This window comes from uncultured Phocaeicola sp. (assembly GCF_948499155.1).
In the GTDB taxonomy this organism is placed as follows: domain Bacteria; phylum Bacteroidota; class Bacteroidia; order Bacteroidales; family Bacteroidaceae; genus Phocaeicola; species Phocaeicola faecalis.
This window is the reverse complement of sequence record NZ_CAOOSE010000009.1, coordinates 75,057-97,752: the sequence shown is the minus strand read 5'-3', so window position 1 is coordinate 97,752 and position 22,696 is coordinate 75,057. Positions and strand designations below refer to the sequence as shown.

27 protein-coding genes are annotated in these 22,696 nt (G+C 42.1%); 17 read left to right on the top strand and 10 right to left on the bottom strand.

The window, feature by feature from the left end:
• Nucleotides 1–217: 217 nt before the first annotated feature.
• Nucleotides 218–673: a helix-turn-helix transcriptional regulator gene (locus QYT14_RS09035; protein WP_288324419.1), complete on the bottom strand. Its 456-nt coding sequence runs from the start codon at nucleotides 671–673 to the stop codon at nucleotides 218–220.
• A 145-nt stretch (nucleotides 674–818) separates the two neighbouring features.
• Here QYT14_RS09035 and QYT14_RS09030 point away from each other — a divergent pair, with 145 nt between their 5' ends.
• The 6 genes from QYT14_RS09030 (at nucleotide 819) to QYT14_RS09005 (ending at nucleotide 6,870) form a co-directional block, all read left to right on the top strand.
• Nucleotides 819–1,010, top strand: a complete 192-nt coding sequence (locus tag QYT14_RS09030) for a hypothetical protein (RefSeq protein ID WP_288324420.1) — start codon at nucleotides 819–821, stop codon at nucleotides 1,008–1,010.
• Between the two features lie 19 nt (nucleotides 1,011–1,029).
• Nucleotides 1,030–1,314, top strand: coding sequence for a hypothetical protein (locus tag QYT14_RS09025; RefSeq protein WP_288324421.1), 285 nt, complete (start codon nucleotides 1,030–1,032; stop codon nucleotides 1,312–1,314).
• 176 nt (nucleotides 1,315–1,490) lie between these two features.
• Nucleotides 1,491–1,694 carry a DNA-binding protein gene (locus QYT14_RS09020; RefSeq protein ID WP_288324422.1) on the top strand — a complete coding sequence of 68 codons (204 nt, stop codon included), beginning with the start codon at nucleotides 1,491–1,493 and terminating at the stop codon, nucleotides 1,692–1,694.
• Nucleotides 1,691–4,978 (top strand): DNA primase, encoded by a 3,288-nt coding sequence (dnaG, locus tag QYT14_RS09015; protein WP_288324423.1) that lies wholly within the window; start codon nucleotides 1,691–1,693, stop codon nucleotides 4,976–4,978. The genes QYT14_RS09020 and dnaG overlap by 4 nt, the downstream gene beginning before the upstream one ends.
• Before the next feature lie 139 nt (nucleotides 4,979–5,117).
• Entirely contained in the window at nucleotides 5,118–6,011 is an 894-nt protein-coding gene (locus tag QYT14_RS09010; protein ID WP_288324424.1) for an Abi family protein, read from the top strand.
• A gap of 613 nt (nucleotides 6,012–6,624) precedes the next feature.
• Nucleotides 6,625–6,870, top strand: a complete 246-nt coding sequence (locus QYT14_RS09005) for a DNA-binding protein (protein WP_288324425.1) — start codon at nucleotides 6,625–6,627, stop codon at nucleotides 6,868–6,870.
• Here QYT14_RS09005 and QYT14_RS09000 read toward each other — a convergent pair.
• The 6 genes from QYT14_RS09000 to QYT14_RS08975 form a co-directional block, all read right to left on the bottom strand.
• On the bottom strand, nucleotides 6,863–7,243 hold the full coding sequence (locus tag QYT14_RS09000; RefSeq protein ID WP_288324426.1) for a hypothetical protein: 381 nt from the start codon (nucleotides 7,241–7,243) through the stop codon (nucleotides 6,863–6,865). The genes QYT14_RS09005 and QYT14_RS09000 overlap by 8 nt on opposite strands.
• 94 nt (nucleotides 7,244–7,337) lie before the next feature.
• Nucleotides 7,338–7,700 carry a hypothetical protein gene (locus QYT14_RS08995; RefSeq protein WP_288324427.1) on the bottom strand — a complete coding sequence of 121 codons (363 nt, stop codon included), beginning with the start codon at nucleotides 7,698–7,700 and terminating at the stop codon, nucleotides 7,338–7,340.
• Between the two features lie 57 nt (nucleotides 7,701–7,757).
• A complete protein-coding gene (locus QYT14_RS08990; protein ID WP_288324428.1) occupies nucleotides 7,758–8,120 on the bottom strand; it encodes a hypothetical protein in 363 nt (120 codons plus the stop codon).
• Between the two features lies 1 nt (nucleotide 8,121).
• Entirely contained in the window at nucleotides 8,122–8,289 is a 168-nt protein-coding gene (locus tag QYT14_RS08985) for a glyoxalase (protein ID WP_288324429.1), read from the bottom strand.
• A 4-nt stretch (nucleotides 8,290–8,293) separates the two neighbouring features.
• Nucleotides 8,294–8,602, bottom strand: a complete 309-nt coding sequence (locus QYT14_RS08980; RefSeq protein WP_288324430.1) for a sulfide:quinone reductase — start codon at nucleotides 8,600–8,602, stop codon at nucleotides 8,294–8,296.
• Nucleotides 8,603–8,614: 12 nt separating this feature from the next.
• Complete coding sequence (locus tag QYT14_RS08975) at nucleotides 8,615–8,809, bottom strand: hypothetical protein (protein ID WP_288324431.1); 195 nt, start codon at nucleotides 8,807–8,809, stop codon at nucleotides 8,615–8,617.
• Between the two features lie 683 nt (nucleotides 8,810–9,492).
• Here QYT14_RS08975 and QYT14_RS08970 point away from each other — a divergent pair.
• Genes QYT14_RS08970 through QYT14_RS08920 form a run of 11 tightly spaced genes read left to right on the top strand, consistent with a single transcriptional unit; the run spans nucleotide 9,493 to nucleotide 20,236 of the window.
• Nucleotides 9,493–9,696 (top strand): helix-turn-helix transcriptional regulator, encoded by a 204-nt coding sequence (locus QYT14_RS08970; protein ID WP_288324432.1) that lies wholly within the window; start codon nucleotides 9,493–9,495, stop codon nucleotides 9,694–9,696.
• A gap of 7 nt (nucleotides 9,697–9,703) precedes the next feature.
• Nucleotides 9,704–10,324, top strand: coding sequence for a sigma-70 family RNA polymerase sigma factor (locus tag QYT14_RS08965; RefSeq protein WP_288324433.1), 621 nt, complete (start codon nucleotides 9,704–9,706; stop codon nucleotides 10,322–10,324).
• Nucleotides 10,308–10,589 carry a hypothetical protein gene (locus tag QYT14_RS08960; protein ID WP_288324434.1) on the top strand — a complete coding sequence of 94 codons (282 nt, stop codon included), beginning with the start codon at nucleotides 10,308–10,310 and terminating at the stop codon, nucleotides 10,587–10,589. Before QYT14_RS08965 ends, QYT14_RS08960 begins: the two co-directional genes overlap by 17 nt.
• Before the next feature lie 7 nt (nucleotides 10,590–10,596).
• Nucleotides 10,597–11,964, top strand: coding sequence for a dynamin family protein (locus tag QYT14_RS08955; RefSeq protein ID WP_288324435.1), 1,368 nt, complete (start codon nucleotides 10,597–10,599; stop codon nucleotides 11,962–11,964).
• Nucleotides 11,961–14,228, top strand: coding sequence for a dynamin family protein (locus QYT14_RS08950; RefSeq protein ID WP_288324436.1), 2,268 nt, complete (start codon nucleotides 11,961–11,963; stop codon nucleotides 14,226–14,228). The genes QYT14_RS08955 and QYT14_RS08950 overlap by 4 nt, the downstream gene beginning before the upstream one ends.
• An 11-nt stretch (nucleotides 14,229–14,239) precedes the next feature.
• A complete protein-coding gene (locus QYT14_RS08945; RefSeq protein ID WP_288324437.1) occupies nucleotides 14,240–14,767 on the top strand; it encodes a hypothetical protein in 528 nt (175 codons plus the stop codon).
• A complete protein-coding gene (locus QYT14_RS08940) occupies nucleotides 14,764–18,264 on the top strand; it encodes a DUF87 domain-containing protein (RefSeq protein WP_288324438.1) in 3,501 nt (1,166 codons plus the stop codon). The genes QYT14_RS08945 and QYT14_RS08940 overlap by 4 nt, the downstream gene beginning before the upstream one ends.
• Nucleotides 18,265–18,266: 2 nt before the next feature.
• On the top strand, nucleotides 18,267–18,893 hold the full coding sequence (locus QYT14_RS08935; protein WP_288324439.1) for a hypothetical protein: 627 nt from the start codon (nucleotides 18,267–18,269) through the stop codon (nucleotides 18,891–18,893).
• Nucleotides 18,894–18,895: 2 nt separating this feature from the next.
• Nucleotides 18,896–19,207, top strand: coding sequence for a hypothetical protein (locus tag QYT14_RS08930; protein WP_288324440.1), 312 nt, complete (start codon nucleotides 18,896–18,898; stop codon nucleotides 19,205–19,207).
• Nucleotides 19,207–19,800, top strand: coding sequence for an HNH endonuclease (locus QYT14_RS08925; protein WP_288324441.1), 594 nt, complete (start codon nucleotides 19,207–19,209; stop codon nucleotides 19,798–19,800). The genes QYT14_RS08930 and QYT14_RS08925 overlap by 1 nt, the downstream gene beginning before the upstream one ends.
• 4 nt (nucleotides 19,801–19,804) lie before the next feature.
• The gene (locus QYT14_RS08920; protein ID WP_288324442.1) at nucleotides 19,805–20,236 is read left to right on the top strand and encodes a hypothetical protein; all 432 of its coding nucleotides are present in this window, start codon (nucleotides 19,805–19,807) and stop codon (nucleotides 20,234–20,236) included.
• A gap of 200 nt (nucleotides 20,237–20,436) precedes the next feature.
• On the opposite strand, the gene QYT14_RS08915 is transcribed toward QYT14_RS08920, so the two are convergent.
• The 3 genes from QYT14_RS08915 to QYT14_RS08905 form a co-directional block, all read right to left on the bottom strand.
• Complete coding sequence (locus QYT14_RS08915; RefSeq protein ID WP_288324443.1) at nucleotides 20,437–21,717, bottom strand: PcfJ domain-containing protein; 1,281 nt, start codon at nucleotides 21,715–21,717, stop codon at nucleotides 20,437–20,439.
• A gap of 3 nt (nucleotides 21,718–21,720) precedes the next feature.
• Nucleotides 21,721–22,146 carry a PcfK-like family protein gene (locus QYT14_RS08910; RefSeq protein ID WP_288324444.1) on the bottom strand — a complete coding sequence of 142 codons (426 nt, stop codon included), beginning with the start codon at nucleotides 22,144–22,146 and terminating at the stop codon, nucleotides 21,721–21,723.
• Nucleotides 22,147–22,503: 357 nt separating this feature from the next.
• The gene (locus QYT14_RS08905) at nucleotides 22,504–22,686 is read right to left on the bottom strand and encodes a histone H1 (protein WP_288324445.1); all 183 of its coding nucleotides are present in this window, start codon (nucleotides 22,684–22,686) and stop codon (nucleotides 22,504–22,506) included.
• Nucleotides 22,687–22,696 lie beyond the last annotated feature (10 nt).

The window sequence follows — 22,696 nt, the reverse complement described above, 5'->3', positions numbered from 1 at the left end:
TTATTCTTCAATAGCAGCTTGCGCGTCATTAATACACATTTGATAATCAATGTGTTTTAACTTGTTTGTAAGTGATTTGTAAATTCCATCACAACCTATCCTTACAGTTTCAACACCTATTAATATATTAAGGTGTATAGTGCGCTATTGAGGTCTAATCATTGCAGCATCTGTAATGGAGTACTACACGATTATTGAGTTTCTGATTTCTATTTCGTTATGAGTTCCTTTCTTTTAATAGTCTTATAATTTCGTCCTTATCCTTCAAGTTGGAGTCAAGACGGTTTATCTGCGTATTCAAATTATCAAGCTGTTCTTTTAAAAGCCTGATAGTTTCCTTTTGAGATTCAACGACAGCCTGCTCTTTGGAAAGCTGTGCCGCAAGTTCATTGTCACCGATAGTATTATGTGCATTACCGTTCAATGTGACAGCCGCAAGGTATGCGGAAATCTGATGCGACATTGAACAGAACAGGGCAAAGAAATTAAAGTCCAAGGCTTGACAAACCTTTATGAGTTTGGTGGTTTCCATTGTTTCCCGTTCAAGGATGCGATTGACGTGTTGTTGGGGTACGCCTATTTTGCGCCCGAACTCAGATTTACTAAGCCCCAGTTCAAGGCGGCGTTTGTCAATTGCTTGTCCGATATGTACAGGTTTTACGTCTATATCCATAGCTAAAACATTAATTATTGAAGATTAAATAGAAAACATCAAACAAATATTTGGTAGTATAAACCATTTTATGTTACTTTGCCGGTATTATAAGTTGTATTACCGAGTACAAAGTTAAACATTAAATATTAAACATCCAAAGATTATGGTAGAAAACTTGGAAAAAATCCGTCCTGCGCTCACCGCCCTTGAAATGGGCGATGCTGTCGTGTTCCCTATTTCGCGTCTGAAAAGTGTCCGTACCCAAGCCTCTGAACTGGGTGCTATCTTTAATCGCAGGTTCAAGACGAAAACAAACCGCGAGAACCAGACGATTACCGTTTCACGGATTTCTTAAAGGGATAAAGCTATGTAATATGGAGTTCCTTCAATTCTTCGACCGCCTTATCCCCTATGACACATTCATTAACGACCTGTCCGCGCGGATTGTCAAATTGTTGAAATCAGACAATGACGATCCGGAGTTCATCAGCCAACGAAAGGCGTATGAACTGTTCGGGCGCAGGAATGTGGAACGCTGGAGACGGCAGGGAAAGGTGGAGATATACAAAAGGCCGGGAAAAGTAGAATACAGAACCGCTGACCTCAGACTTCTGCAACGCACGTCTCAGGATTATCTTGAAAATGGCAGAGAGAAGTAGAATATAAACGTAAAAATGCACCGAAGAAACAAACATTATTATGGTTATGGTATAAGAACAAACTATTTTATAACATAATCATAGCAACGATTCTTTCATAGGGCGACAAATAGTATAAACTCGGACTGCATCGGATTTGACTTCAAACCATTGCAGCCACAACAACAATGTTTCAAATGAAAGAATTAAAGCCCAAGTGCGACCCAAACGGCGTTTATTCCGTCAAGCAAACCTGTATGGAGCTGGGGATTAGCCATAAGACGCTCCGTAAGTACAAAAAATGCGGTTACATCAAACCGGTTAACCCCAATAATGTTTGCCGTCCCAAATATTCCGGCCAGTCAATCATTGACTGCTGGCTCATACTGACCACACTATGATAAGTGAATCTACTCTGAATAAAGTAAGGAATCTTCCCATCGGGGAAGTCCTGAAGCCCTATGTGCAACTTTCAAGGAAAGGTGCTGCATGGATGGGGATTTGTCCTTTTCATTCGGAACGGACAGGCTCGTTTTCTGTATCACCCCAAAAGAACCTGTTCCATTGCTTCAGTTGCAACCGGGGTGGCGATGCCATCACCTTTATCATGGAAAAGGAGAACCTTCCTTTTTGGGAAGCGGTCAAATTCATTGCCAAGAGCCACCACATCCCGATAGAATATATGGATGAAGAGCGTTCCGAAGAGCAGATGGCCGAAGCGAAACACAGAGAATCCTTGCTTATCGTGTTGGATCAGGTACAAGGATATTTTCTGGAGAACCTAAGAGCGAACATGAGTGGTGAAAGCCAAGCTGCCCGTAAGTATGCTTATGGCAGATGGACGGAAAAGTTCTGTTCCGTGTCCGGCATCGGTTATGCCCCTAAAAACGGAAGCGATTTCATGGAGTACTGCCGCAGGAAGTCGCTCAACGAGGAAGCCTTGTTTGAGCTGGGTCTGTTGAAGCGTGGTGAAGATGGTTGTTTTTATCCGATGTTTCGGCAACGTATCATGATTCCAATTCGGAACAGGTGGGGACGCATCATCGCTTATACCGCCCGATACATTGGTGACAACTCCAAAGCCCCGAAGTATATCAACTCGGCAACCAGTTGTATTTACTCTAAGGGAGAAACGTTATTCGGCATAGACCGGGCTTCCCGTCAGCGCGATGCAGACTACTACATTATAGTAGAAGGCGCGCCGGATGTGCTTCGGATGCAGCAGGTGGGTTACGACAATACGGTAGCCGCACTGGGCACTTCATGGAGTGAAAGCCAGTTCGACCAACTAAAGGCATACACTTCGTCTTTGTGCTTTATACCGGATTCGGACATGGCGGATGGAAAGACTTTCGGGTCGGGCTTTGAAGCGGTCATGGCAAACGGAGCCACCGCCATCAGGAAGGGATTCTATGTGACCGTAAGGGAATTGCCGTTCGCTACGGTTGTTGGCGATGATGAGAGGCAACAGAAGAACGATGCTGATAGTTACATTCGTTGTAAAGAGGATTATACTTCACTTAAAGAGAAGCACTTTATTGTCTGGTTGGCTCAAAAACGTTTCTTCGTTGCCGGTTCACTGGTGGAAGAGCGTAAATGTGTGGCTGAGATTGCCGACTTGCTGCGTTATGTAAAGGATCAGTTGGTATTTGACCAGTGCATCGAGCAACTGGCCAAACTGCACGGCAAGGTAAAGCTGTGGCGTGATGCCGTGGCGCAAGCCCGTGGAGAGGCGAAAAAGAGAAAGGATAAAGTCTCCTCCATGAATGACTTGCAACGTGAAGCGGAACTATTGCGCCAATTTGGATTGTTCGTTCGAGAGAGCTGCTACTACTCCACCGGAGAAGAGGATGAAGAACCGTCCCGAATATCCAACTTCATCATGGATCCGCTATTCCACATCGAAGATGAAAGCAACGGAACCCGCATCTTCCGGCTGCACAATATGTATAATGTGTGCCGGGTCATAGAACTGAAGGAGTCCGAACTATGTTCTTTGAGCAACTTCCAACAGAAAGTCGGCTCGCTGGGCAACTACGTTTGGCTTGCCAAAATAGACAAGCTCAACCGTGTCAAGGAATACCTATACTCCAAAACCGATACGGCGGAACGCATCCGCAAATTGGGTTGGAACGCCAACGAGGACTTCTTTGCGTTTGGTAACGGCATCCTGACCGATGATGGCGTATTCAAGAATGTTGATGAACTGGGTATCGTTCGTGGTGTCAACGGCAAGGCTTTCTATATTCCGGCAACTTCCAAGATTTACATCCACAATCAGGAGATATTCCAATTTGAGCGACTGATGATACACGAAAATCGAAGTGGTGTGAAGTTGCATGACTTCGTTTCAAGGCTGATGGAGGTGTTTGGCGAGAATGCGAGCATTGCTTTCTGTTACTTATTATCCACCCTGTTCCGGGATATTGTGTTCAAGCGTACCCGCCACTTTCCCATTCTGAACCTTTTCGGTGAGAAGGGAACGGGTAAGACCACGTTGGCCACTTCACTGCAATCATTCTTCCTGCACGGCGTGGATCCGCCCAACTTGGGAGTAACCTCCATTCCGGCGATGAACGACCGGGTGTCTCAGGCGGTCAATACATTGGTGGTGCTGGATGAGTACAAGAACGACCTTGACATCAGAAAGATTGCCTACCTTAAAGGACTTTGGGGCGGTGGTGGACAGACCAAGAAGAATACGAGTACGGACGGCATGGCGGCACAGACCATTGTGACTACCGGCGTGGCACTGTGTGGGCAGGACAAACCCACACTGGATATGGCACTTTATACCCGTGTCATCTTTCTGGCTTTTACCAAGACTTCATTCAACCAACTGGAAAAGAGGCATTATGAAGATTTGGTATCTGTCTGCAACATGGGACTGACCCATCTGACCATTGAGTTGCTTCGCCATCGTGAATTGTTTGAGAAGAATTTCCCGGAAATCTATTCTATCACGAAGCGTGAACTGGCAACCAAATTGGAGAATGACACCATTCACGATCGCATCTTTGGCAACTGGGTGATTCCGTTGGCCACATTCCGCACGTTGGAAACGGTTATCGAAGTGCCGTTCAGCTATGCGGAGTTGTTCGATACCGCCGTTAGAGGGATGCGCAATCAGAATGAACTGGCGCAAGAGAGTTCGGAGGTGGCGGACTTTTGGAATATGCTTCAAGGTTTCCAAACTTCTGGGAAATGTATCGACCGTGCGCATTACCGTATCAAGTATATGAAATCATTCCGTCCCATTTCGGTCAAGGAGGATATGGAGTTCAAAGAGGCTCGTCCCGTCTTGTACCTGAATATGGCGGCGGTGGCTTCCTTGTTCAACAGCCGGAACATGAATGCGACTGCCAATCGCTCGAACTGGTCCACCATCATGTCCTACTTGAAATCGCATAGCTCGTACTTAGGCTTGAAGCAAGATCGGTTCGTCATCCTTACACCTAATGGTACACCGGACTACTCATTTGATATGGTCAATGGTGAGCAAGTGAAACGAATCAAGGTGAATCGCCCCAAGGCTCTTTGCTTTGATTATCTACAACTGAAAGATGCGTTCGGGCTGGAACTGGAAACGGAAGTGATTAATGACACTATGGATATGATAGAAGACACACCAGATGAAGGTCGCTCTATATCAAATAATTCCACGCAGAAGGAGTTTCCATTCTAAACAAATCATAAAAACGAAGTGATTTTCAATCATATTCAACAGATAACTTGGCTAATTCAAAGATTATTCATACCTTTGCATCACAAGAACCCGCCAAGCCTCTTTACAATGCTTAAATCGGCGGGTCGTTTTATTTTATATGAGATATACCAAACAATATTCATCCCCAGCAGAACTCTTAACCATTCTTCAAGACAGAGGTTTAGATTGTTCTGATACCAAAAATGCCGAAAGCCTTCTTAAATCCATTGGTTATTATCGGTTGTCAGGATATTTATATCCGTTTCTTAAAAGCCCAAAGTCTGCACATATTTATAAGAAAGGCAGCACATTAGGCCGTGCCATAAGTTTATATGAGTTTGACAGAGAGTTCCGTCAACTTGTATTTGACCAGATAGAACGCATTGAAATTGCGGTTCGCAGCGCAATAACTAATATCGTCTGTGCAGAAACTAATGATGTGTTTTGGATGACAAATCCGAGCCATTTTGCGAGTTCCGAGAAGTTTAACAGAACTTTATCACTTATAGATAAGGAACTGCAAACAAGCCGCGAGGATTTCATACTTCATTTCAAGCAATCTTACGAAGACCCATATCCTCCCTCGTGGATGCTTGCAGAAGTAATTCCATTAGGAACATTGACTCGCGTCTATGAAAATATAGCCAGTAACCAAATACGCAAAAAGATTGCGAAATATTTTGGACTATCCGTACCGGTGTTTATTTCGTGGATGACAATTATAACACTGACCCGTAACTCTTGTTGCCATCATGCGAGACTTTGGAATCGTTCTTTGTCTTTGCGTGCGCTAACTATGACAAGACCCATGCGTCCATGGATTAGTACAGAAGTGCAACAAGGGCGAGTGTTCTTTACTCTTTGCATATTGAAGCATTTTGTTGATATAATCAAGCCGGACAATGTTTTTAAGCCGTGCCTTATTACTCTCTTGTCTAAATATCCAATGGTTGATACTACAGCTATGGGGTTTATACAAGATTGGAAAGAACAGCCGCTTTGGAATATATAGACACCATTTCAGAATATACCCACACAATAAACAAGCCAAGCATTTCACTTTCAGTAGAAACGTTTGGCTTGTTTTATCTCTACACTATAATCATAGCAATAACACCACTATAATACCCCTTCCTATTACACTCTCTGAAAATATAATATGCACCTATTTTTGAGTTGACAGCGTTGACAAGGCTCAATCTACTCTATATCAAATAGATTGTATCAACAAGGTGCGTTGACAAACGTTGACAAAGGTAGTCACTTTTGGAAAAATCAAAAAAGTTGGAGCCAATCGTTGACAAATCACGAACTACTTATCTATATATTCTTTCAGAAAGAAAAAAAAGATAATATATTGTATTACAAGAACTTTCACGCAGCCTTCGTTACCTGATTTGAGGCTGTCACCTTTGTCAACGCTGTCAACCCTGAAATATATGCCTTTTTCTATCCGGGAAAAACACATAGCCTTATTGTCATCTTCGCTAATGGGGCAAATCATTATACGAATTGGGTGGAAGTCCTTCATATTCCTACAAAATCCCATGATTTCCTACATTTTCCCATGTTTAACCTCTTGTGAAAGCTATTCACCACCAGTAACTTTACAAGAAAAACGAATTATGGTGACACGGAGATTCATAAATGAGATAGAACCGGAACAGACTTATTCCATCAGTAGGGCAGCACGTTACCTTGGCGTTCACCGGTGTACAATCTATGCCTATATCAACCACCCGGTTTGCCCGCTACCTTTTATCAAAGTAACAGAAACTGGGAAGCTCATGTTTAACGGAAGCGATTTGATTGCCTACAAAACAGCAGGTCTGCCCAAGAGGGGACGCAAGCGGAAGAGCGGAATCAGTTAATTCCGCTTTTTGGAAGGGTCGCCCATACCGGCTTTCCGCTTATGGCTTCGGAGAGTTCACAAGCAAGCAGCCACGCTTCGGTGCGGATGCCCTCCATATCTGCAACGGCCTGCAAATATCGGCTTGCTGCCAGCCCTCCCGACTTTATCATCCATTCTTCTGCATAGATTTCAGGTTCGATGGCATCCACGAAAGAAACGATTTCGGAAACAAGGCTTTCCGTCTTATCGTCCGTTATCTCAGCGGTGAAACTGAAAGGTACACCGCTGAGTGTTTTCCGGTGAAAGTCAAAGCATAGGTATTCTCCTTTGAACCTTACCGACACATCCCAGCCATTCTTGGCTGCAACCGCATAAATTTTATCATCTATCATTCTTATATTGGGATTATTCGTTATCCGTTGGTTGTCGAATAGTTTTGCCGTACCCAACTTGGATATAGCAAAACCATGTCTGATTTTTTAGTTATCACTCCAGAGCTTTGATTGCATCAAGAAGCGTTTCTATCATCTTTTCCGCTTCCTCCATATCATCCAGCACATCCCTCATGCGATAGGGTGCGCCATTCTTGCCGTGTCCGTTGCTGTCAAGCCACAGATAGGCTTCGCTATCCACGTCAAAACCTTCATGGTATTCCTCCATATCTATAATCAGGCTGTCAAGGTGGTTGGCTTTCATTGTCGCCCTGAAAGAAAAATCCTGCCCAGCCGGAGTGTATTGGGAAAACTCAAATAGGGTCGAGCCTTTACTTTGCTTGGTGTCCGCATCTACTTTCCACCCCTTATCCTCGGCACACCGGACTATCATTTCTATCAAATCCTTTCTTCTCATAATAAACTGGTATTGTGTCAGCCGTAACAAAAATGCTACGGCTGACGGGTTGTTACTCTACTTTCCAAATTCTGCCAAAAAGCATTGAAGCCTTTGGTCATTCAAGTCCCTCAATGGGGTTGGCTGAAAGTTCGGTTGTTGCCGTACTTGAAGTGTGCCCAAGCCTTGTGACGTAAGGTCTAAACTCAGTTCCGACAACTCATTCAACGAGATATATCCATATTCATCCTCCATCAATCCGATGACGATGCCAAAGAGTATGGTGTCCCTGCCGTCCGCTTCGCCTTCAAGAATGAACCAGCGAACCGAACCGAGCGCGAAAATCGCACGACATACGGCATCCTTTCCCTTGCCGTCTTGGGAATAAAGCGGAAAACCTTTCAAGGCTTCCTTTAGTTGGGGTGTCAATAATCTGCACATATCAATCAAATTCTATTCCGTCCTCATATACTTCTATCTCTGCGCCACTGCTGAACTGCACGATAAAGCCTCTTGCAGTTTGGGCGATGATTGTTCCCCTATGGTAGCCACGCCAAGGGGTAATTAACTCGCATTGCCGTCCGTATTCCGGGAAATCTATATCATTCATAGCTCTACTTGTTGAAATTAGGGTCATAAATCAAATCACTCTCAATCAGACGGGTGTACGCTTCCGATGCAAGCCGTGAAGCCCACTCGTTGCGGTCATCGTAAGAACCTTTCTGATAGTTGTATGCCAACTGGCGCATAAAACCGACAAACATCTTGAACATCTGCTGTTGCAGATAGCGGTGCGCTCTGGTCAGTTCCCTGCCGGTGTTCTCGGCGGAACACATCCGTCCGTTCACGAAGTTGGCGAACTCTTGGGCAAAAGCCTTGTCTTGTTCGGAAATTGTCACTCCTGATAATTCTTGATAATCCATACTGTTCAGATATTAATTGGTTGCTTGATAATAAACTTGTGGCTTGGATGATACATTATATATGTAGTCACCACAGCGCACTAACAGACATTTGTTGCCATAGTAGAGCCTTTTCATTCCTCGTACACTTCCTGTCTTGTGAAAATTGGGAAAGCGGTTAAGTCCAGCCCTTCTGCCTTGCTCGATTGTCATTTTCTTTACTCGCATAATCATTCTATTTTTAGGGTTTCAATTCTTTTCCCTTTTGTAAAGCTCCTTTGAGCTTCGTGGTCGGGAGAACCGTTTTTCGTGCAGGCAACCACTGCGGACTAAAGGGAGAATAAGACAAGTGTACGTTCAGAGAGTGCGGACGGAATACCCCAATTTTTGAGGCACGAGAAAATTTGCGGAAGGCTGCCGTCAAACCCTCCGAACGAAAGCGTTAGTGTCACTTGGCGTTCCTCCCGTCCGCAATACCTTTGCACGGAAAACTATTCGCCCCGAAGTTCAAACAGGATTGTCAAAGAGGATATTTCTTCTTTCAAGTCAAAATCTCGTTTTCATTTTTCAGAAAAGGTTTCAAAACAAGATAGGCTGTTCTCTATTGCAAGTGAAGCCTGCAACAGAAGAACAGACTGACCCAATTTTCAGACCTCGTTGGCAATGTGAGAAACCACGAAGTGAAGTGTAGCATCATTTTGCGAAACATAACCTTGCGGGTTCTCTCTTTGACAACGATATGGATTTATCCATTAGTAGAAATGCCCCATCAACTGGAACTTACTTGGTGTTGAAGACACGGAGTAAGTCAGGCATGATGAATATTTCTATAATAGAGTTTTTCTGGATCTACTATATAAATTAGAATTATTGATTAACTTTGCGCTTTAGATTAAGTAATTGATGTAATTATGGGTAATTTGAATCGACTAAAAGTAGTGCTTGCTGAAAAAAACAAAACAGCAAGATGGCTATCGGAACAAATAGAAAAAAATCCTACAACTGTAAGTAATTGGTGCAGGAATATTTCACAACCTTCCTTGGAAACATTATCTAAGGTCGCAAAAGTTCTTGAAGTTGATATCAGAGAATTACTTATTTCAACCGCTCAATAAGAGAATAATGGATAATCAAATATTTATAAAAGAAGAGTTATACCCAAGAACTGCTATCATAAATAGCTCACCAACAGATTACACTGATCGGGAGTTGGTTGATGGATTAATAACGAATGATCCAACCATCATTCGTTATCTTTTCTATATGCGCTGTAATAAACTTTTTCGTTTCATTATTGCCTCTGTCTTTGATGACCGAGTTTGCCAAGATGAATTGATTAGCGAGCTATTTCTATATATTGCTCAAAAGGATTGGGAAAAAGTACGCCAATTTGATTTTCGTAGTTCATTCTATACCTGGTTGAGTGTCGTGGCAATAAGATTTTTTCAAAAAATGAGAAGTCGCTTGTTAGATATTAAACTGCCAGAGGCTCTAATAAATTATATGAAAGAAGAAAAGCTACTCTCATCATCCGAATTTCACCATTTTGAGTTAATTGAAGCAATCAATAAGATGGAGAACCCACGTTATCGAGAAGCCATTATCCAGCTAGACGTTAATGATAAAGAGCCCAAAGAGGTAGCTGAGATAATGGGTATTACAGTAGCCAACCTTTATAACCTTCATCGCAGAGCATTGATAAGTCTGCGCAATTTATATATAAACGATGAGTATTACAGATAGTCTATTAACAGATGAGTTATTAGCCAGATTCATTTCTGGTGAAAACATCACTCCGTTGGAGCGTATTGCATTCTCAGAGTCACTGAAATCTGAGGATGTTGCTGAGGTTTGCGAAATTTCATCTGACTTGAAAAAGCAACAATATTTCCTGTGCGAGGAAATTCCAGCAGCAAAAATTGAAAAAATAGAAAGTTTCATAGAGAATAATGTTGGGAAGTTTAGAGAAATAGAATCCCCAGAATCAAGAGGATCCAAAATTTATTGATTTTGTAATGATAGACTTCATAACATCTAAATTTAACCCAACTCATCATCCCATTGAGCGGTATAATATAAAACATCGAGAGGAATATGTTCGTGGCCTTGGAGAACTCCTTAGCTTTTTTATGCCCAACAATCAAAAAGCTAAAGTTGCTTTGGAGATGATAAATAGAAAACTGAGCAATGTCAATATCGAGGATATTTGGATTAACAATGCCACTGTCCGAATCCCCTCCTATGTCAAGGACATTAATGACGAACTCTTCTACGATTATCTTCATAACAGAGGACACTTGGAACATGTGGATTTCAAGATTTCAGGATTGGATGCATTCAAACGAGCCACCTCATTGAAACGAGAGGGTTTCAAGTTTTTCCGCATGGTGGATTCATTTTGGTGGGACTTTTATAGGATATGTAATCTTTCTAAGTTCCCCATTGAAACCAGTTCGAATACACACGTACTTGAAAAGCTAATTAAAAAATCAAGTAGGAAATTCGTTAATGACGCGAAATCATGGTTCTATTCCAATGGCAATGGTGATTTGCTTCCTCCTGAGTTAAAACAGATTGTTTACGATGAAACTAGATTCAAAGAGAATGGTTTCATCCGTGTACTGGTGGTAGGGACAATGAGTTCCGGTAAGTCTACACTAATAAATGCTTTGATTGGTCATAGAGTAGCTAAAGTAAAGGCTACGGTCTGCACATCTTCCGTGACGAACTTCTGCAATCGTCCAGACCGAGATTTTGTGATTTATGGTGATGATAACACATGTATAGTGTCAGACCATATTGAGAATGCATTAAGTGATTCTCCGATGATTGGACTAAACTTTGAGGGAGGGCTTAATAATAAGCCTATAATCTTCATTGACACCCCAGGTATAAACTATGCATATGACAAACGCCACAAAGAACTTACCGAAAAGGAGATTCGTTCAAAAAGTTACGATGCTATTATTTGTGTAGTTAATAGTGGCTATATGGAAAGTGACGAATCAAAATCGCTTGTCGGTATGGTGGCAAAGGTAAGAGGGAAGAAAAAAATCTTTGTTCTAAATCAGTTTGATAGATTTGACCCAGATGATGACTCTATAGAAGAAAGCATCAATCATTTCAAGTCTGTCTTGAAAGAGTTGAAGACAAAAGCAGAGGTAATTCCATTTTCTGCTAAGGCTGCACTTCTATTTAAGAAAGCAGACAATGGTGACACTCTTTCTAAGGTTGAGAATGCAGAAATGAATGAGTATAAAAGAAAGATGGATCAACCGTTCTATGATTTAGGATCATATTATTATAGCACCCCATCGAGAGAAAATGATTATTATGCTAGAACTGGCTTAACATACTTAGAAACCATAATTGTTACACAATGAAAACTATAAAAATAAAATACAATCCATACCTACTTGAAACAACGATTCAAGTAGATGGGAAGGCTCCGAAGTCCAACAGTAAGTTGAACTTCGGAAAACTTAGGATACAAGAGTGGTCAGCTCGTCTTGCACAGATTCTGCTGGATGAATGCAGCGACCGTAATTTCTGTATAGAGTTCACAGGAACTCAATCGGACTTTGAAGACTTAAAAGAGGCTCTTACTGCTTCCAAAAGTTTTCAATGGACATTTGTCCCGACTCATATACAAGACAGCGTGAGCGACGTTGAGAAGAAAGTTGACGAGATTTTCAAAGCTATTCAAAACGGACCTGTTGAGCAACTTCGTGACAAAACTATTCGTGAAGCGTTCCAGAAGGCAAAAAATTCTGAATTTGAGGTTAACGTCGTAGCTACCATGAGTTCCGGCAAATCAACACTCATCAACGCTATTCTTGGAAAGAAGCTCATGCCTGTGGCAAATATGGCCACAACTGCAACTATTGTCAAAATAATCAACACTGAGCAGGATGATTTTTCAGCTAAAGCATACGATGCTAACGGGAAACTCATAAAAGAAGATCCCAATATAACTTACCGCACCATGAAGGAATGGAATAAAGACACATCCATTTCATCAATTGACATACATGGTAGAATCCCATGTGTAGAAAGCGTAGGTATGCGCCTTGTGCTTGTTGACACTCCGGGGCCGAACAATTCAAGGGACGAAAACCATAGGCGTATGACATATGATATGCTTGCGGATTCTGATAAATCTCTCGTCCTTTTTGTCATGAATGCGACTCAACTAAATGTAGATGACCAAAAGAATCTCATGGATTTTGTATGTGAATGTATGGAAAAAGGTGGGAAGCAGTCCAGGGAGCGATATATCTTCGCTATAAACAAAATGGATAGCTTCAATCCAGAAGATGATAATCCAAGCGAGGCATTAGACACAGCAAAAGATGTGCTACTTGATAATAAGATTACATCTCCAAATCTTTTTCCTGTATCGGCACAGGCGGCATTAGAATGTCGTACTGATGTATCACAGAGCGTTCTACCTATCTTCATTCCGAGGTTGGAAGAATACTCCGAAATGAAATTTGATGCCTACTATCAATATAACAATCTTCCTCTCAGTGTGCGTCATGATATTGAAGAAATTCTTCAAAACTTGAAGCCGGAAGACCGTGTGGAGGTTCATAGTGGCATAGTCTCGATTGAGCAGGCCATCGGTCTGTATATCAACAAATATGCACGAGCTATAAAAGTGAAAGATTTGGTAGATTCGTTTAACGACCGCCTAAACGAATTGAAAGCTGTCGCATCTCTCCAATCTGAGATTCGGCAAAACAAAGATAGGAAAGTTCAATTAGACAAGCAGATAGAGGAAATCAAGACTAAAATAGAGTCCGGTAAATCTGCCCAGACTTTATCAAAGCTGATTGACCGTAAAGACCTTTCGGGCAACGTCACCGAAGAAATTGATGAATATATCAATGCCACAAAAACAAAAATCGACAAGATTATATTCAGACATTCAAAGTCGACAAAAGTTCGTAAAAGTGAAGCTATCCGTCAGGTTGAAGCTGTAGAAAAAGAGAGTTACGAGATATTGAACCAACTTGACTCACGTGTTGGAAGAATCCTTGAAAAAGCATACAAGAATCTGATGTCAGATATTATCATGGAATATCAGAATTATCTTGAAGCATTGGGGCTTTCATCAGCTAAAAATGAGTTAGGCCTTCATCCCCTTGATTTTGTTGCAGAAGAGCTTGCGGATGTCAACCGTATTATATCAAACAATGTGACAACGGTTGATGAAGGACACGATGAAACAAGACAAAGGCAGGTTAGAGGAGAAAAGAAGACAAATTGGTTCTGGACTCCTTGGAATTGGGGTACTGACAGATATGAGACAAAAACCGAATCATATTCTGTCCATATAGCCAATAACGTCGACTACGTTGATATGTCATCTGTTGTCAAGGAATACATGAAACCTCTCCAGCAACAGCTTATTGATGCTAAACAAGCTGTCACGAACCATGCACAGTCGGAATCTGTTCGTATCAAAAAATCTCTCAAAGATTATCTTAACAAAATTGACACTCTGCTCCAGCGGAAGCTTGAAGAACTCAAAAAGAGTACCAACTCCGCAGCTCAGACACAAAAGGAAATTGAACATCAAGAGTCTAATCTGAAATGGATGGAGTCAATCATTAAGCGTGTCAATGAATTAATCAACTTTTAAATAAAATTATTATGGATAAGGATTTTATAAAAGATGTAGATAATAGCAACGTTAAAAGTGTACGCCTAGATTTGACAAATGAGCTTCTCCTCGATCCCCGAGGAGTATCCTTCAAAGAAATGCTCACATATGCAATGAGCAAACTTCCAAACCTTTTTGAAGAAAACAAAGAGGCGAATTACTTTGTTCCACCTCATGATGATTGGGATGAGGACTTCCTTTTTGTCGTTAAGAATGATTTGGACTCAAATTTCTCTAAAGAGAAACTTGCTTTCTATCAAGCCGTGATTGAAAAAGTGGGTAAAGCCAAAGCGGATGATCTTGAAAAAGAAGAAATGTCACCAAAACATGAAGAGCCTAAAACATCCTCAACAAATCAGAAGAAAATTGTTGCGAAGCCTGTTTCTGCTACTGTTACAACCGGAGGAGCCATCTTGACTATTGTAGGCATAAGTCTTGGAAAGACATTGCTAACTGTTTTAGGAGGAGCGGTTCTTGTTGGTGGAGTCCTTCTCATCATAAATGACAACAAAAAATGAGTACTATATACGATAAATTTAAAAAGCCTGCGAGTTCATCAATAGAATCATTTATGTCTGATTCTATTGATAAACCTAAAGAGTTGACATCGGTTAAAGAAGTCAAGCCCAATGACATTCTTCCTGTTTCATCCCAACCGATAGATTTCCCATCAAAATCAGAACTTAGTCGTAAAAATGCCTCGGAGCTTCAATCATACCTTCATAATGCGGCTGAAGCACTGAGTGTTGTTGATGACGTGGTTCTTAAGCAGTATCTTACGAAACTGGAGAATTTGGATCTTATTCCAAATACCCAAGCTAAAATAGGTGAAGACGTAATCATCTATAAAATTAGCCGAATGGCATATGAAAAAGATGAGTTTGCCACCGACAAATTCATCAGTGCTTTTAGTGCCATGACATATGCTGACTGTTCAATATTTCTTATCGTTGATGGATATTCTGATCATGCAGATTTCTATCTCGGAGTTAAAAATTCCGACGATAAGAAAACCGGAAGATCTGTAGCTGAAACTTTTAAATCCTCAGTAAAAGGACAGTTCCCCGGTATTTCGATGGTTGACTGCTCCATCGTCGAAGAAGGCGAACGCCGTTCGGATCAAGAGATTCTTTTGAAAAAAATATCTGAAGCCACTTCGATTAGTTCTTGTGCCGGCGTTCCTTCATTTAAGGATGAAGACGGTGCATATACTAACTCTAACTATGTACAAGGTATAGAAAAGTTGGCAACTGCAATGCAGGGGCGTCGTTATACAGCGATTATATTAGCCAATAATGTCACCCCTTCTGGAATTTCTGAAATTCGTCAAGGCTACGAAAATCTTTATACCCAGCTTTCCGCTGTAGCCACACAACAAATAGCTTATACCACGAATGAATCTCTTGCTAATGCTATAACTCGTAGCAAGGGGATTTCTAATGGAACATCGGATACCCAGACAGAGGGTTACACTAATACTCATACCGAAGGGCGTTCATTTACCCATGCAGAGGGAACTTCAACATCTCATACAGACAATTATAGCGAAAGTAAAAAAGGAGGTCTTGCGAAGGCTGCTAGTATTGTTGGCGGTGCCTTAGCCGCAGTAGGTGGCGTAGCATTGATGGCTACCGGCATTGGGGTGCCTGCCGGACTTGCATTAGTAGGAGGAGCGGCTTTAGGTGCCGCTGGAGCATCTGGTAAACAAAAGACAAAAGGCTACTCTGATACCGTTGGTACGAATACTAATAACTCTGAAGGAACAAATACCAGTGATTCAACCAGTAAAAACTATAGCAGTGCACATGGTACATCTCGCACGGAATCTTTCACTGAGTCGAATGGGCAAACGGCTACGATTTCTGGCGGCAAAAATTTCACTCTTACTCTTCACAACAAACATATTGAAGAGCTACAGAAGCGAATCGACAAACAATTGGAAAGAATTGCGATGTCTGAAAGTACCGGTTTGTGGTCTGCATCATCATATTTCTTTTCCTATGACAATGATTTAGCATCAGCAGAGACCGGAGCAGCAATTTTCCGTTCAATCATGCAAGGTGAAACATCTGGTGTAGAAGCTTCTGCTGTCAATACATGGATTGGAAATAATTCCGCTGAGGAAGAGAAGAAAGTATCCTTATTAACCAATACAGTCTGTCGATTCCTGCATCCTATTTTTGATTACAAATCAAATATTGGTGTTTCTGGAATACCGGTTGACAATTCTTCTCTTCTTAGCAGTAAAGAATTGTCAATGCTCATGGGTTTGCCACGCAAATCTGTTCCGGGTTTTCCTGTTGTGGAACATGTGTCTCTTGCAAAGGAAGTCGTACGACACAGCTCAATAACGCCGAAGCGCCCATTACATTTAGGTTCAATTTATGATCAAGGAGTAGAGCATAAAGAAAATGCGGTCAAACTCGATGCCAAAAGTTTAACCCAGCATATCTTCGTTACCGGCTCAACCGGTTGCGGCAAAAGTGAGTCTGTATATAAGCTTATCTCTGAAGCCAAACGAGCAGGAGCATCCTTCCTTATAATTGAACCCGCTAAGGGTGAGTATAAGAATGTATTCGGGAACGCCCATGTATTTGGAACAAATCCGATGCTTATGCCCCTTCTACGTATTAACCCATTCCGTTTCCCGAAAGGCATACACGTTCTGGAACATATTGACCGACTAACAGAAATTTTCAATGTATGTTGGCCAATGTATGCGGCGATGCCTGCTGTGTTAAAGAAAGCCATGCTGAAGGCATACGAAAATTGTGGATGGGATCTGTATCGCTCATCAAACAAGCATTCTGAGGCCTATGACATTTTTCCGTCATTTTCAGACCTTCTTGTGGAGTTAGAATTAGCCATCAATGCGTCCGCTTACTCAGAGGAGGTGAAGGGAAACTATGTTGGCTCTCTCGTTACAAGAGTAGAATCCCTTACCAATGGAATTAACGGAGAAATATTTTCCGCTAAGGAACTCTCTGATCAAGTTCTATTTGATGAAGACGCAATCATAGACCTCAGTCGCGTCGGGTCACAAGAAACAAAGGCACTCATAATGGGTCTCCTTATCATGCGATTGAGTGAGTATCGGATGGTTTCTGCTTCCGAGGTAAACCAAGGATTACGCCATCTCACCGTATTGGAAGAGGCTCATAACATTCTTAAGCGCATCTCGACAGAACAGTCAATGGAAGGTAGCAATGTCGCTGGTAAATCAGTCGAGATGATTACGAATGCCATCGCTGAAATGCGTACGTATGGTGAAGGCTTCGTCATTGTAGACCAATCTCCTACATCTGTTGATCCTGCGGCGATAAAGAATACGAACACTAAGATTATAATGAGACTTCCCGATGGAGATGACAGAACTATCTCAGGGAAAGCAGCAGGCTTGAAGGAAAACCAGATTGATGAGATAGCTAAGCTTCCAACTGGTGTGGCAGTTGTCTATCAAAACAATTGGGTAAGTCCGGTACTTTGCAAAATCGCTATGATTGAAGAGAGCGGAAGAGTAAAATTTGACACATCTCCAGATAATGTTCAGCCCGACAGTAATCCTAACGCCTTACTTGATATTCTGAAATTCCTGATGAAGAGTAGAGTGAAAGATGATTACGCACTTGAAGATGTAGATAATCTAAAGAAGGAGTTATCATCGCTCAATCTTCCCACACAACTCCATATCGAAATAATGGAATTACTCAAAGAATATAATGAGAACGGGAAAATAGAGTTGTGGAAAGAATCAGAATTTTCTCGATTATCTACTCTCGTCTCAAGAGTTTTTGGTGTGCAAGGTGACGTTGAACGACTTACTTCAGAAGCTAAGGATTTTCCTGACCTCAATAAGCAAATGAAGTCTTTGATTAAATCTAAAATTGAGGCTTCAGATAGTATGCTCATTAACCTTCTGCAATGTCTGCTTGAGGATTGGGGACAAGGCAATCAAACTCGCCGCCACATTGTAGATGTTTGGGAAAAAGATTTCCGTGAAAACTACCATTTATAGTAATGATTGAACGATTCTTCAATTCATCCGTAACTCCATTGGAGACCAAACACGTTTCCACCTGGAACGAGTTGCTTTTAAATAGAGAGCAGCTCGTCCCAAAGGAAACTCGTGATTTTGGAATTTCAGAATGTGTAGACGCAGCGGAAGATATTTTTTCCCCGGAGATATTTAGAGACTGGGATTCTCTTTCGCCAGAGACAAAAGAATCAATGATAAAGGAATATGCAAACCGAGTAGCAAAAGCTTTTGAGCTCAATTGCTATAAGGGAGTATATTTTGAAGATATGTCACCTTCTCTATTAGGTTACAATAATGGAGATGGCAGCATACATCTAAACCGTCATTATCTAAACGACAATCATGTTTCTCCCATAGAACTGATTGATACCATTACCCATGAATTGCGGCACCAATACCAATTTGAAGCTGTACGTGGGTTGCATAATATTTCGGACGATGTACGCAAAGAATGGAAGACGGGATTTGAAAAATATACAATTGATTCGCCTTATGTATATGATCCTTGGGGGTATATTTATAATCCCTTGGAGATTGATTCAAATTATGCCGCGACCACTGTCGTAAGGGAGATTACAAAAGATATGATTAACGGAAATTGGGCATAGGTATGGTAAAAGACAACATCATTCAAGCCCTTCTTAAGGAAGGTTATTCTCAAGATTCTGGGTTTGACGAAACCGTAGATAGACTTTTCTCTCTGGAAGGAGAGCCACATGATATGCTTGCCGCTTGGATTCGGTTTGATATAGAGCCTAAATTCAACTGTGAAGGCATTGACAGTACCCTTTTACGCTCAAAGTTAGGTATGAAAAACGCTGCTATTATTTTAGCGTTTGACATGCTAAAACGATTTCCAGAATCGTCTTTAATGTTTAACAAGTTAATGAAACAAAGAACAATATATAAACCTCAAATATAATGGCAGGATTTTTAAACCCAGAAAGTAGCCGTCAATTGACGGATAAATTTTCTAATCTCGGAAAGATAGTCGAGACTATAAATCCATCGGATTTGAATCCATCAAAATCTCCGCTTGATATATCCAAGGCGGACGGGGTATTCAATAATCGACTTCCTCGTACCGGAACTTGGGAAGGTAAAAAAGGAGATTCAACATGGCATCCAAATAGCGATGAAGTTCCTTCCTCAGCTAATCCTGATGGTCGTACATGGGATGACATTCTAAAGAATTACGGCATAGATGGAATTCCTTTTAATGACGGAGAACCGGATTTTTCTGAAGTGTCGAAGGGCACAGTGGAAATTGATGATTTCTCTACAGACCGTTTCGGTGCTGGCGGTAATTTTGACCAAGCTGATCAAAAATTAGCCGAACAGAGAGGGTGTACAATGGAAGAAGTGCAACAGTGGAGAAGTGACCACAATTATACGTGGCATGAAAAACAAGACTGCAAAACGATGCAGAAAGTGCCGCGAGAGGTACATCACAATGTACCTCATACTGGTGGTATTTCGATATTAAAGAATAAACAAGCAGAAACTCAAGCATAAAAATATGGAAGATAATGTATTCGGAGCCATGACGTTCAAGCGTGGCTGGGTAAAGCAAGAACAGCTCCATTTATGGGGAGCTGATAGAGACTTAAAGATTCGTGTCTCAGCCTATCCGGAAGATAAGCCTACGGATGCACAAAAAAAGGCTTATGAATCTTTTATTAGGAACTTAAAGGAAGTGAGTGAGGAGTCTTTAGTTAGGCTTGCAATGTTTGTGGTAAAAGATTCGGAGTCGGGATTGCCCACCAATTTGGAGAAAGCGGTAAATGAACTTCTAAATCACGTAAAAATCCAAGAGATTCTTTTTTTCAAAGATGGAAGTTATGCAATTGAATGTGACGTGGATTGGACAGAAGACGGTGTCTCTGTTCTAGTAAATAATGGAAAAATGGAAACTGGCTACAGCGACGAACTCCTCGGATGCCGAATTTAATTTTCGTAGTCAAATATTCATATCACTAAACAAATAATTGATTATGTTATAATTATTGTAATAGTTACGAAGCAGGAAATCATATTTCCTGCTTCGTAACTAATTCTCGGCAACGTATTGTTGACCGTTTCTTGTTTCCCGAAAATCCCCGACCCACGCTTCACAGCGCAAGTCGGGATTGCAGAACAATTATCGGGAACTTATGCGGTTGCCCTTGCCTCCAAGAAGCGGTGGGCATTGTCGTTTACCAATTTGATGATGCGGTCGTGATACTCCGTATTGGAGTTGCACACCCCACGGCTCTGTATCACCTTGCCTTGGCTGAGTGAGAACTCCACCGTCTCAATGCAGTTGCCTTGCAGGTCGTGAGCCGACGGGATGATAGAGTCTGTCTTGTCATAGTATTCACATTGGAACACGCAATGCTTCATGCGTTCACCCTCTGCCTTGTATGCTTCCAAAGAGTCCAATACGGAAATTTCAATGTCGTTGTCGCTGATGACGATACCGAAGAAACAAGATTTGCTCTTGTAAAAATCCGCTTCGTATTGCTTGGCTCTCTGTAGCTTCTCCTTGTCCCTGCGCTGTTTCTCTATCGCATTGACCTTGTGAAGCCAATGGTCGTGTTCCGCTTTGAGGTCTTTCGGGCAGATGTATTTCATGCTGCGGATGTCCTTGCCACACTTTTCAAGCAAGCGGATGGTATCACACCACAGTCCGTAGTCATTTGGCACATAGTGGTGGCGTGTGGCTATTTTGTAAGATGCCCAACACACATCAAGGTCAAGAAGATGGTTCACAAAATAGGCTACCGCCCTGCGGTTTCCACTTTTCATCAGCGTTTCAATCCGATTGTCAGACAATAAAGCCGACATCAGCCTGCACAAATGGCAGTTATCCGGCAATTTTCCTTTCAGTCCGTTGCGTCTCAGTTCGGGGATGAGTGAATGACGGGGATAAATGTAGGTGTCTGAAATGCACCAGTGTACATCGTACAAGTTTCTCAGTTCAATGGATGAAGCCCAGTTGAAGCTGTCCACATAATACCCCATGATTCTTTTCCTTGCAGTGACCGCTACCTTGCCTTGTGCATTGAGCCACATACGGCATACCTCTCCGCAATCTGTTGTCATTGGCTTTCCTTTGCGATAGGTAGCCGACAAAAGGAATACCCTCTGCACCTGCAAGCCGTCAATGGCTTCAAGGGTAGAAAAGTAGTTCGATTCATTCCATTTGCGTTTCAGCGTGTCCATGATTTCGACTTTATGTCCGCAATGAGGGCAACGGATAGTTACATTTCCTTTTCCCTTGTGTTCAAATCTCTCACCACAATCCCCACAAGTACACTTATGCCCCGATGTACGGAAAGCAATATGCTTCACCACATTTCGTACTGCCCATTCTTCGGCTTTATCACTGATGGCGGTCAGCCTCTCATTGGAAGCTGCCACCGCTTTCTCAAATCTGTTTCTCGGTTTCATGGCTCAAAAGTTATCAAAAAGTGAAAGTTCGGGTTGTTGTGTCGCTTGGGGTTTGACCGCCTTGGGTCTGGAGTTGCGCTGCTGTATCTTGCGCAGTTCCTCGTCCTGATAGCGTTTCAGGGCAGCTTTCCTTTGCTCTGCCTTTTCTTCCTCCGTCAGTTCGATATGGTGATTGACCACCACACCGCACTGCAAAGGTTTGCCGATTTCAAGATTGGGTTCATCAATGACATGAACCGCCATTGAAAACACTTCCTCGTCTGAAAATCCGCAACATCCCGACTGCTGCACCTCATTGAGTATAAAAGTGACCACATCGTCAATGGTGCGTATCGTGGTTTTGTACTTGGCACGGAAAAGTTCATCCTCCTTCGCCCGATTATCAAGATAGTTCTTGATGATTTCCTTGAATTGCGCTGTTCCTTTCATTGTTCCGATAATTTTAATTGTTCCTGATTTCTAATTCTTTTTCCCTTTTGTTTGAAGCCTGTGGCTTCTTGCTTTCGGGGAATTTTTTGATGCCTCCCTCACGGAGTACCACGAGGGACATCAGGCAAGTGTGGATGAAGGGAAACGGACGGAATACCCAATTTGGCACAAATTGCGGAAGGCTGCCGGATGTTTGCCGTACAGCCAAGCGAGGCGGCACTTGCCGTTGTGCCTGTACTCCGTATTTTTGTATCAAAAATCCCGGATGCAAGATGACTGCCGAATAAAAAGAGAAAATCCCGATGCCGTTCAAAAGCACCGGGATTCCCCAAAGAGTTTCAAGAAGAAAAAAGCGTCCTATTCCTTTGTCTGAGAAGCGGCAAGGGATTGCTTGCGGAACAATTTCAGCATTGGTTCGATGTCGAGCGATATACGTCTGGCACGAAGTCCTGCCGCCTTGTTCCCTTTTTCCATTTGAGACTTGGCATTTTGCAGCAATGCCATCATCTTCGGTTCGAGTTGTTCTATCAGTTCTTTCATTTGATTGTTG

Bases quoted from the DNA above. Each gene is read 5' to 3' on its own strand.
- QYT14_RS08925 (WP_288324441.1), top strand. From the start codon at position 19,207: ATGGCAGGATTTTTAAACCCAGAAAGTAGCCGTCAATTGACGGATAAA.
- QYT14_RS08935 (WP_288324439.1), top strand. From the start codon at position 18,267: ATGATTGAACGATTCTTCAATTCATCCGTAACTCCATTGGAGACCAAA.
- QYT14_RS08960 (WP_288324434.1), top strand. From the start codon at position 10,308: ATGAGTATTACAGATAGTCTATTAACAGATGAGTTATTAGCCAGATTC.
- QYT14_RS08965 (WP_288324433.1), top strand. From the start codon at position 9,704: ATGGATAATCAAATATTTATAAAAGAAGAGTTATACCCAAGAACTGCT.
- dnaG (WP_288324423.1), top strand. From the start codon at position 1,691: ATGATAAGTGAATCTACTCTGAATAAAGTAAGGAATCTTCCCATCGGG.
- QYT14_RS08920 (WP_288324442.1), top strand. From the start codon at position 19,805: ATGGAAGATAATGTATTCGGAGCCATGACGTTCAAGCGTGGCTGGGTA.
- QYT14_RS09025 (WP_288324421.1), top strand. From the start codon at position 1,030: ATGGAGTTCCTTCAATTCTTCGACCGCCTTATCCCCTATGACACATTC.
- QYT14_RS09005 (WP_288324425.1), top strand. From the start codon at position 6,625: ATGGTGACACGGAGATTCATAAATGAGATAGAACCGGAACAGACTTAT.
- QYT14_RS08970 (WP_288324432.1), top strand. From the start codon at position 9,493: ATGGGTAATTTGAATCGACTAAAAGTAGTGCTTGCTGAAAAAAACAAA.
- QYT14_RS08930 (WP_288324440.1), top strand. From the start codon at position 18,896: ATGGTAAAAGACAACATCATTCAAGCCCTTCTTAAGGAAGGTTATTCT.
- QYT14_RS08990 (WP_288324428.1), bottom strand. From the start codon at position 8,120: ATGTGCAGATTATTGACACCCCAACTAAAGGAAGCCTTGAAAGGTTTT.
- QYT14_RS08950 (WP_288324436.1), top strand. From the start codon at position 11,961: ATGAAAACTATAAAAATAAAATACAATCCATACCTACTTGAAACAACG.
- QYT14_RS09035 (WP_288324419.1), bottom strand. From the start codon at position 673: ATGGATATAGACGTAAAACCTGTACATATCGGACAAGCAATTGACAAA.
- QYT14_RS09020 (WP_288324422.1), top strand. From the start codon at position 1,491: ATGAAAGAATTAAAGCCCAAGTGCGACCCAAACGGCGTTTATTCCGTC.
- QYT14_RS09010 (WP_288324424.1), top strand. From the start codon at position 5,118: ATGAGATATACCAAACAATATTCATCCCCAGCAGAACTCTTAACCATT.
- QYT14_RS08955 (WP_288324435.1), top strand. From the start codon at position 10,597: ATGATAGACTTCATAACATCTAAATTTAACCCAACTCATCATCCCATT.
- QYT14_RS08940 (WP_288324438.1), top strand. From the start codon at position 14,764: ATGAGTACTATATACGATAAATTTAAAAAGCCTGCGAGTTCATCAATA.
- QYT14_RS08945 (WP_288324437.1), top strand. From the start codon at position 14,240: ATGGATAAGGATTTTATAAAAGATGTAGATAATAGCAACGTTAAAAGT.
- QYT14_RS08915 (WP_288324443.1), bottom strand. From the start codon at position 21,717: ATGAAACCGAGAAACAGATTTGAGAAAGCGGTGGCAGCTTCCAATGAG.
- QYT14_RS08980 (WP_288324430.1), bottom strand. From the start codon at position 8,602: ATGGATTATCAAGAATTATCAGGAGTGACAATTTCCGAACAAGACAAG.
- QYT14_RS08910 (WP_288324444.1), bottom strand. From the start codon at position 22,146: ATGAAAGGAACAGCGCAATTCAAGGAAATCATCAAGAACTATCTTGAT.
- QYT14_RS08995 (WP_288324427.1), bottom strand. From the start codon at position 7,700: ATGAGAAGAAAGGATTTGATAGAAATGATAGTCCGGTGTGCCGAGGAT.
- QYT14_RS09030 (WP_288324420.1), top strand. From the start codon at position 819: ATGGTAGAAAACTTGGAAAAAATCCGTCCTGCGCTCACCGCCCTTGAA.
- QYT14_RS08975 (WP_288324431.1), bottom strand. From the start codon at position 8,809: ATGCGAGTAAAGAAAATGACAATCGAGCAAGGCAGAAGGGCTGGACTT.
- QYT14_RS08985 (WP_288324429.1), bottom strand. From the start codon at position 8,289: ATGAATGATATAGATTTCCCGGAATACGGACGGCAATGCGAGTTAATT.
- QYT14_RS08905 (WP_288324445.1), bottom strand. From the start codon at position 22,686: ATGAAAGAACTGATAGAACAACTCGAACCGAAGATGATGGCATTGCTG.
- QYT14_RS09000 (WP_288324426.1), bottom strand. From the start codon at position 7,243: ATGATAGATGATAAAATTTATGCGGTTGCAGCCAAGAATGGCTGGGAT.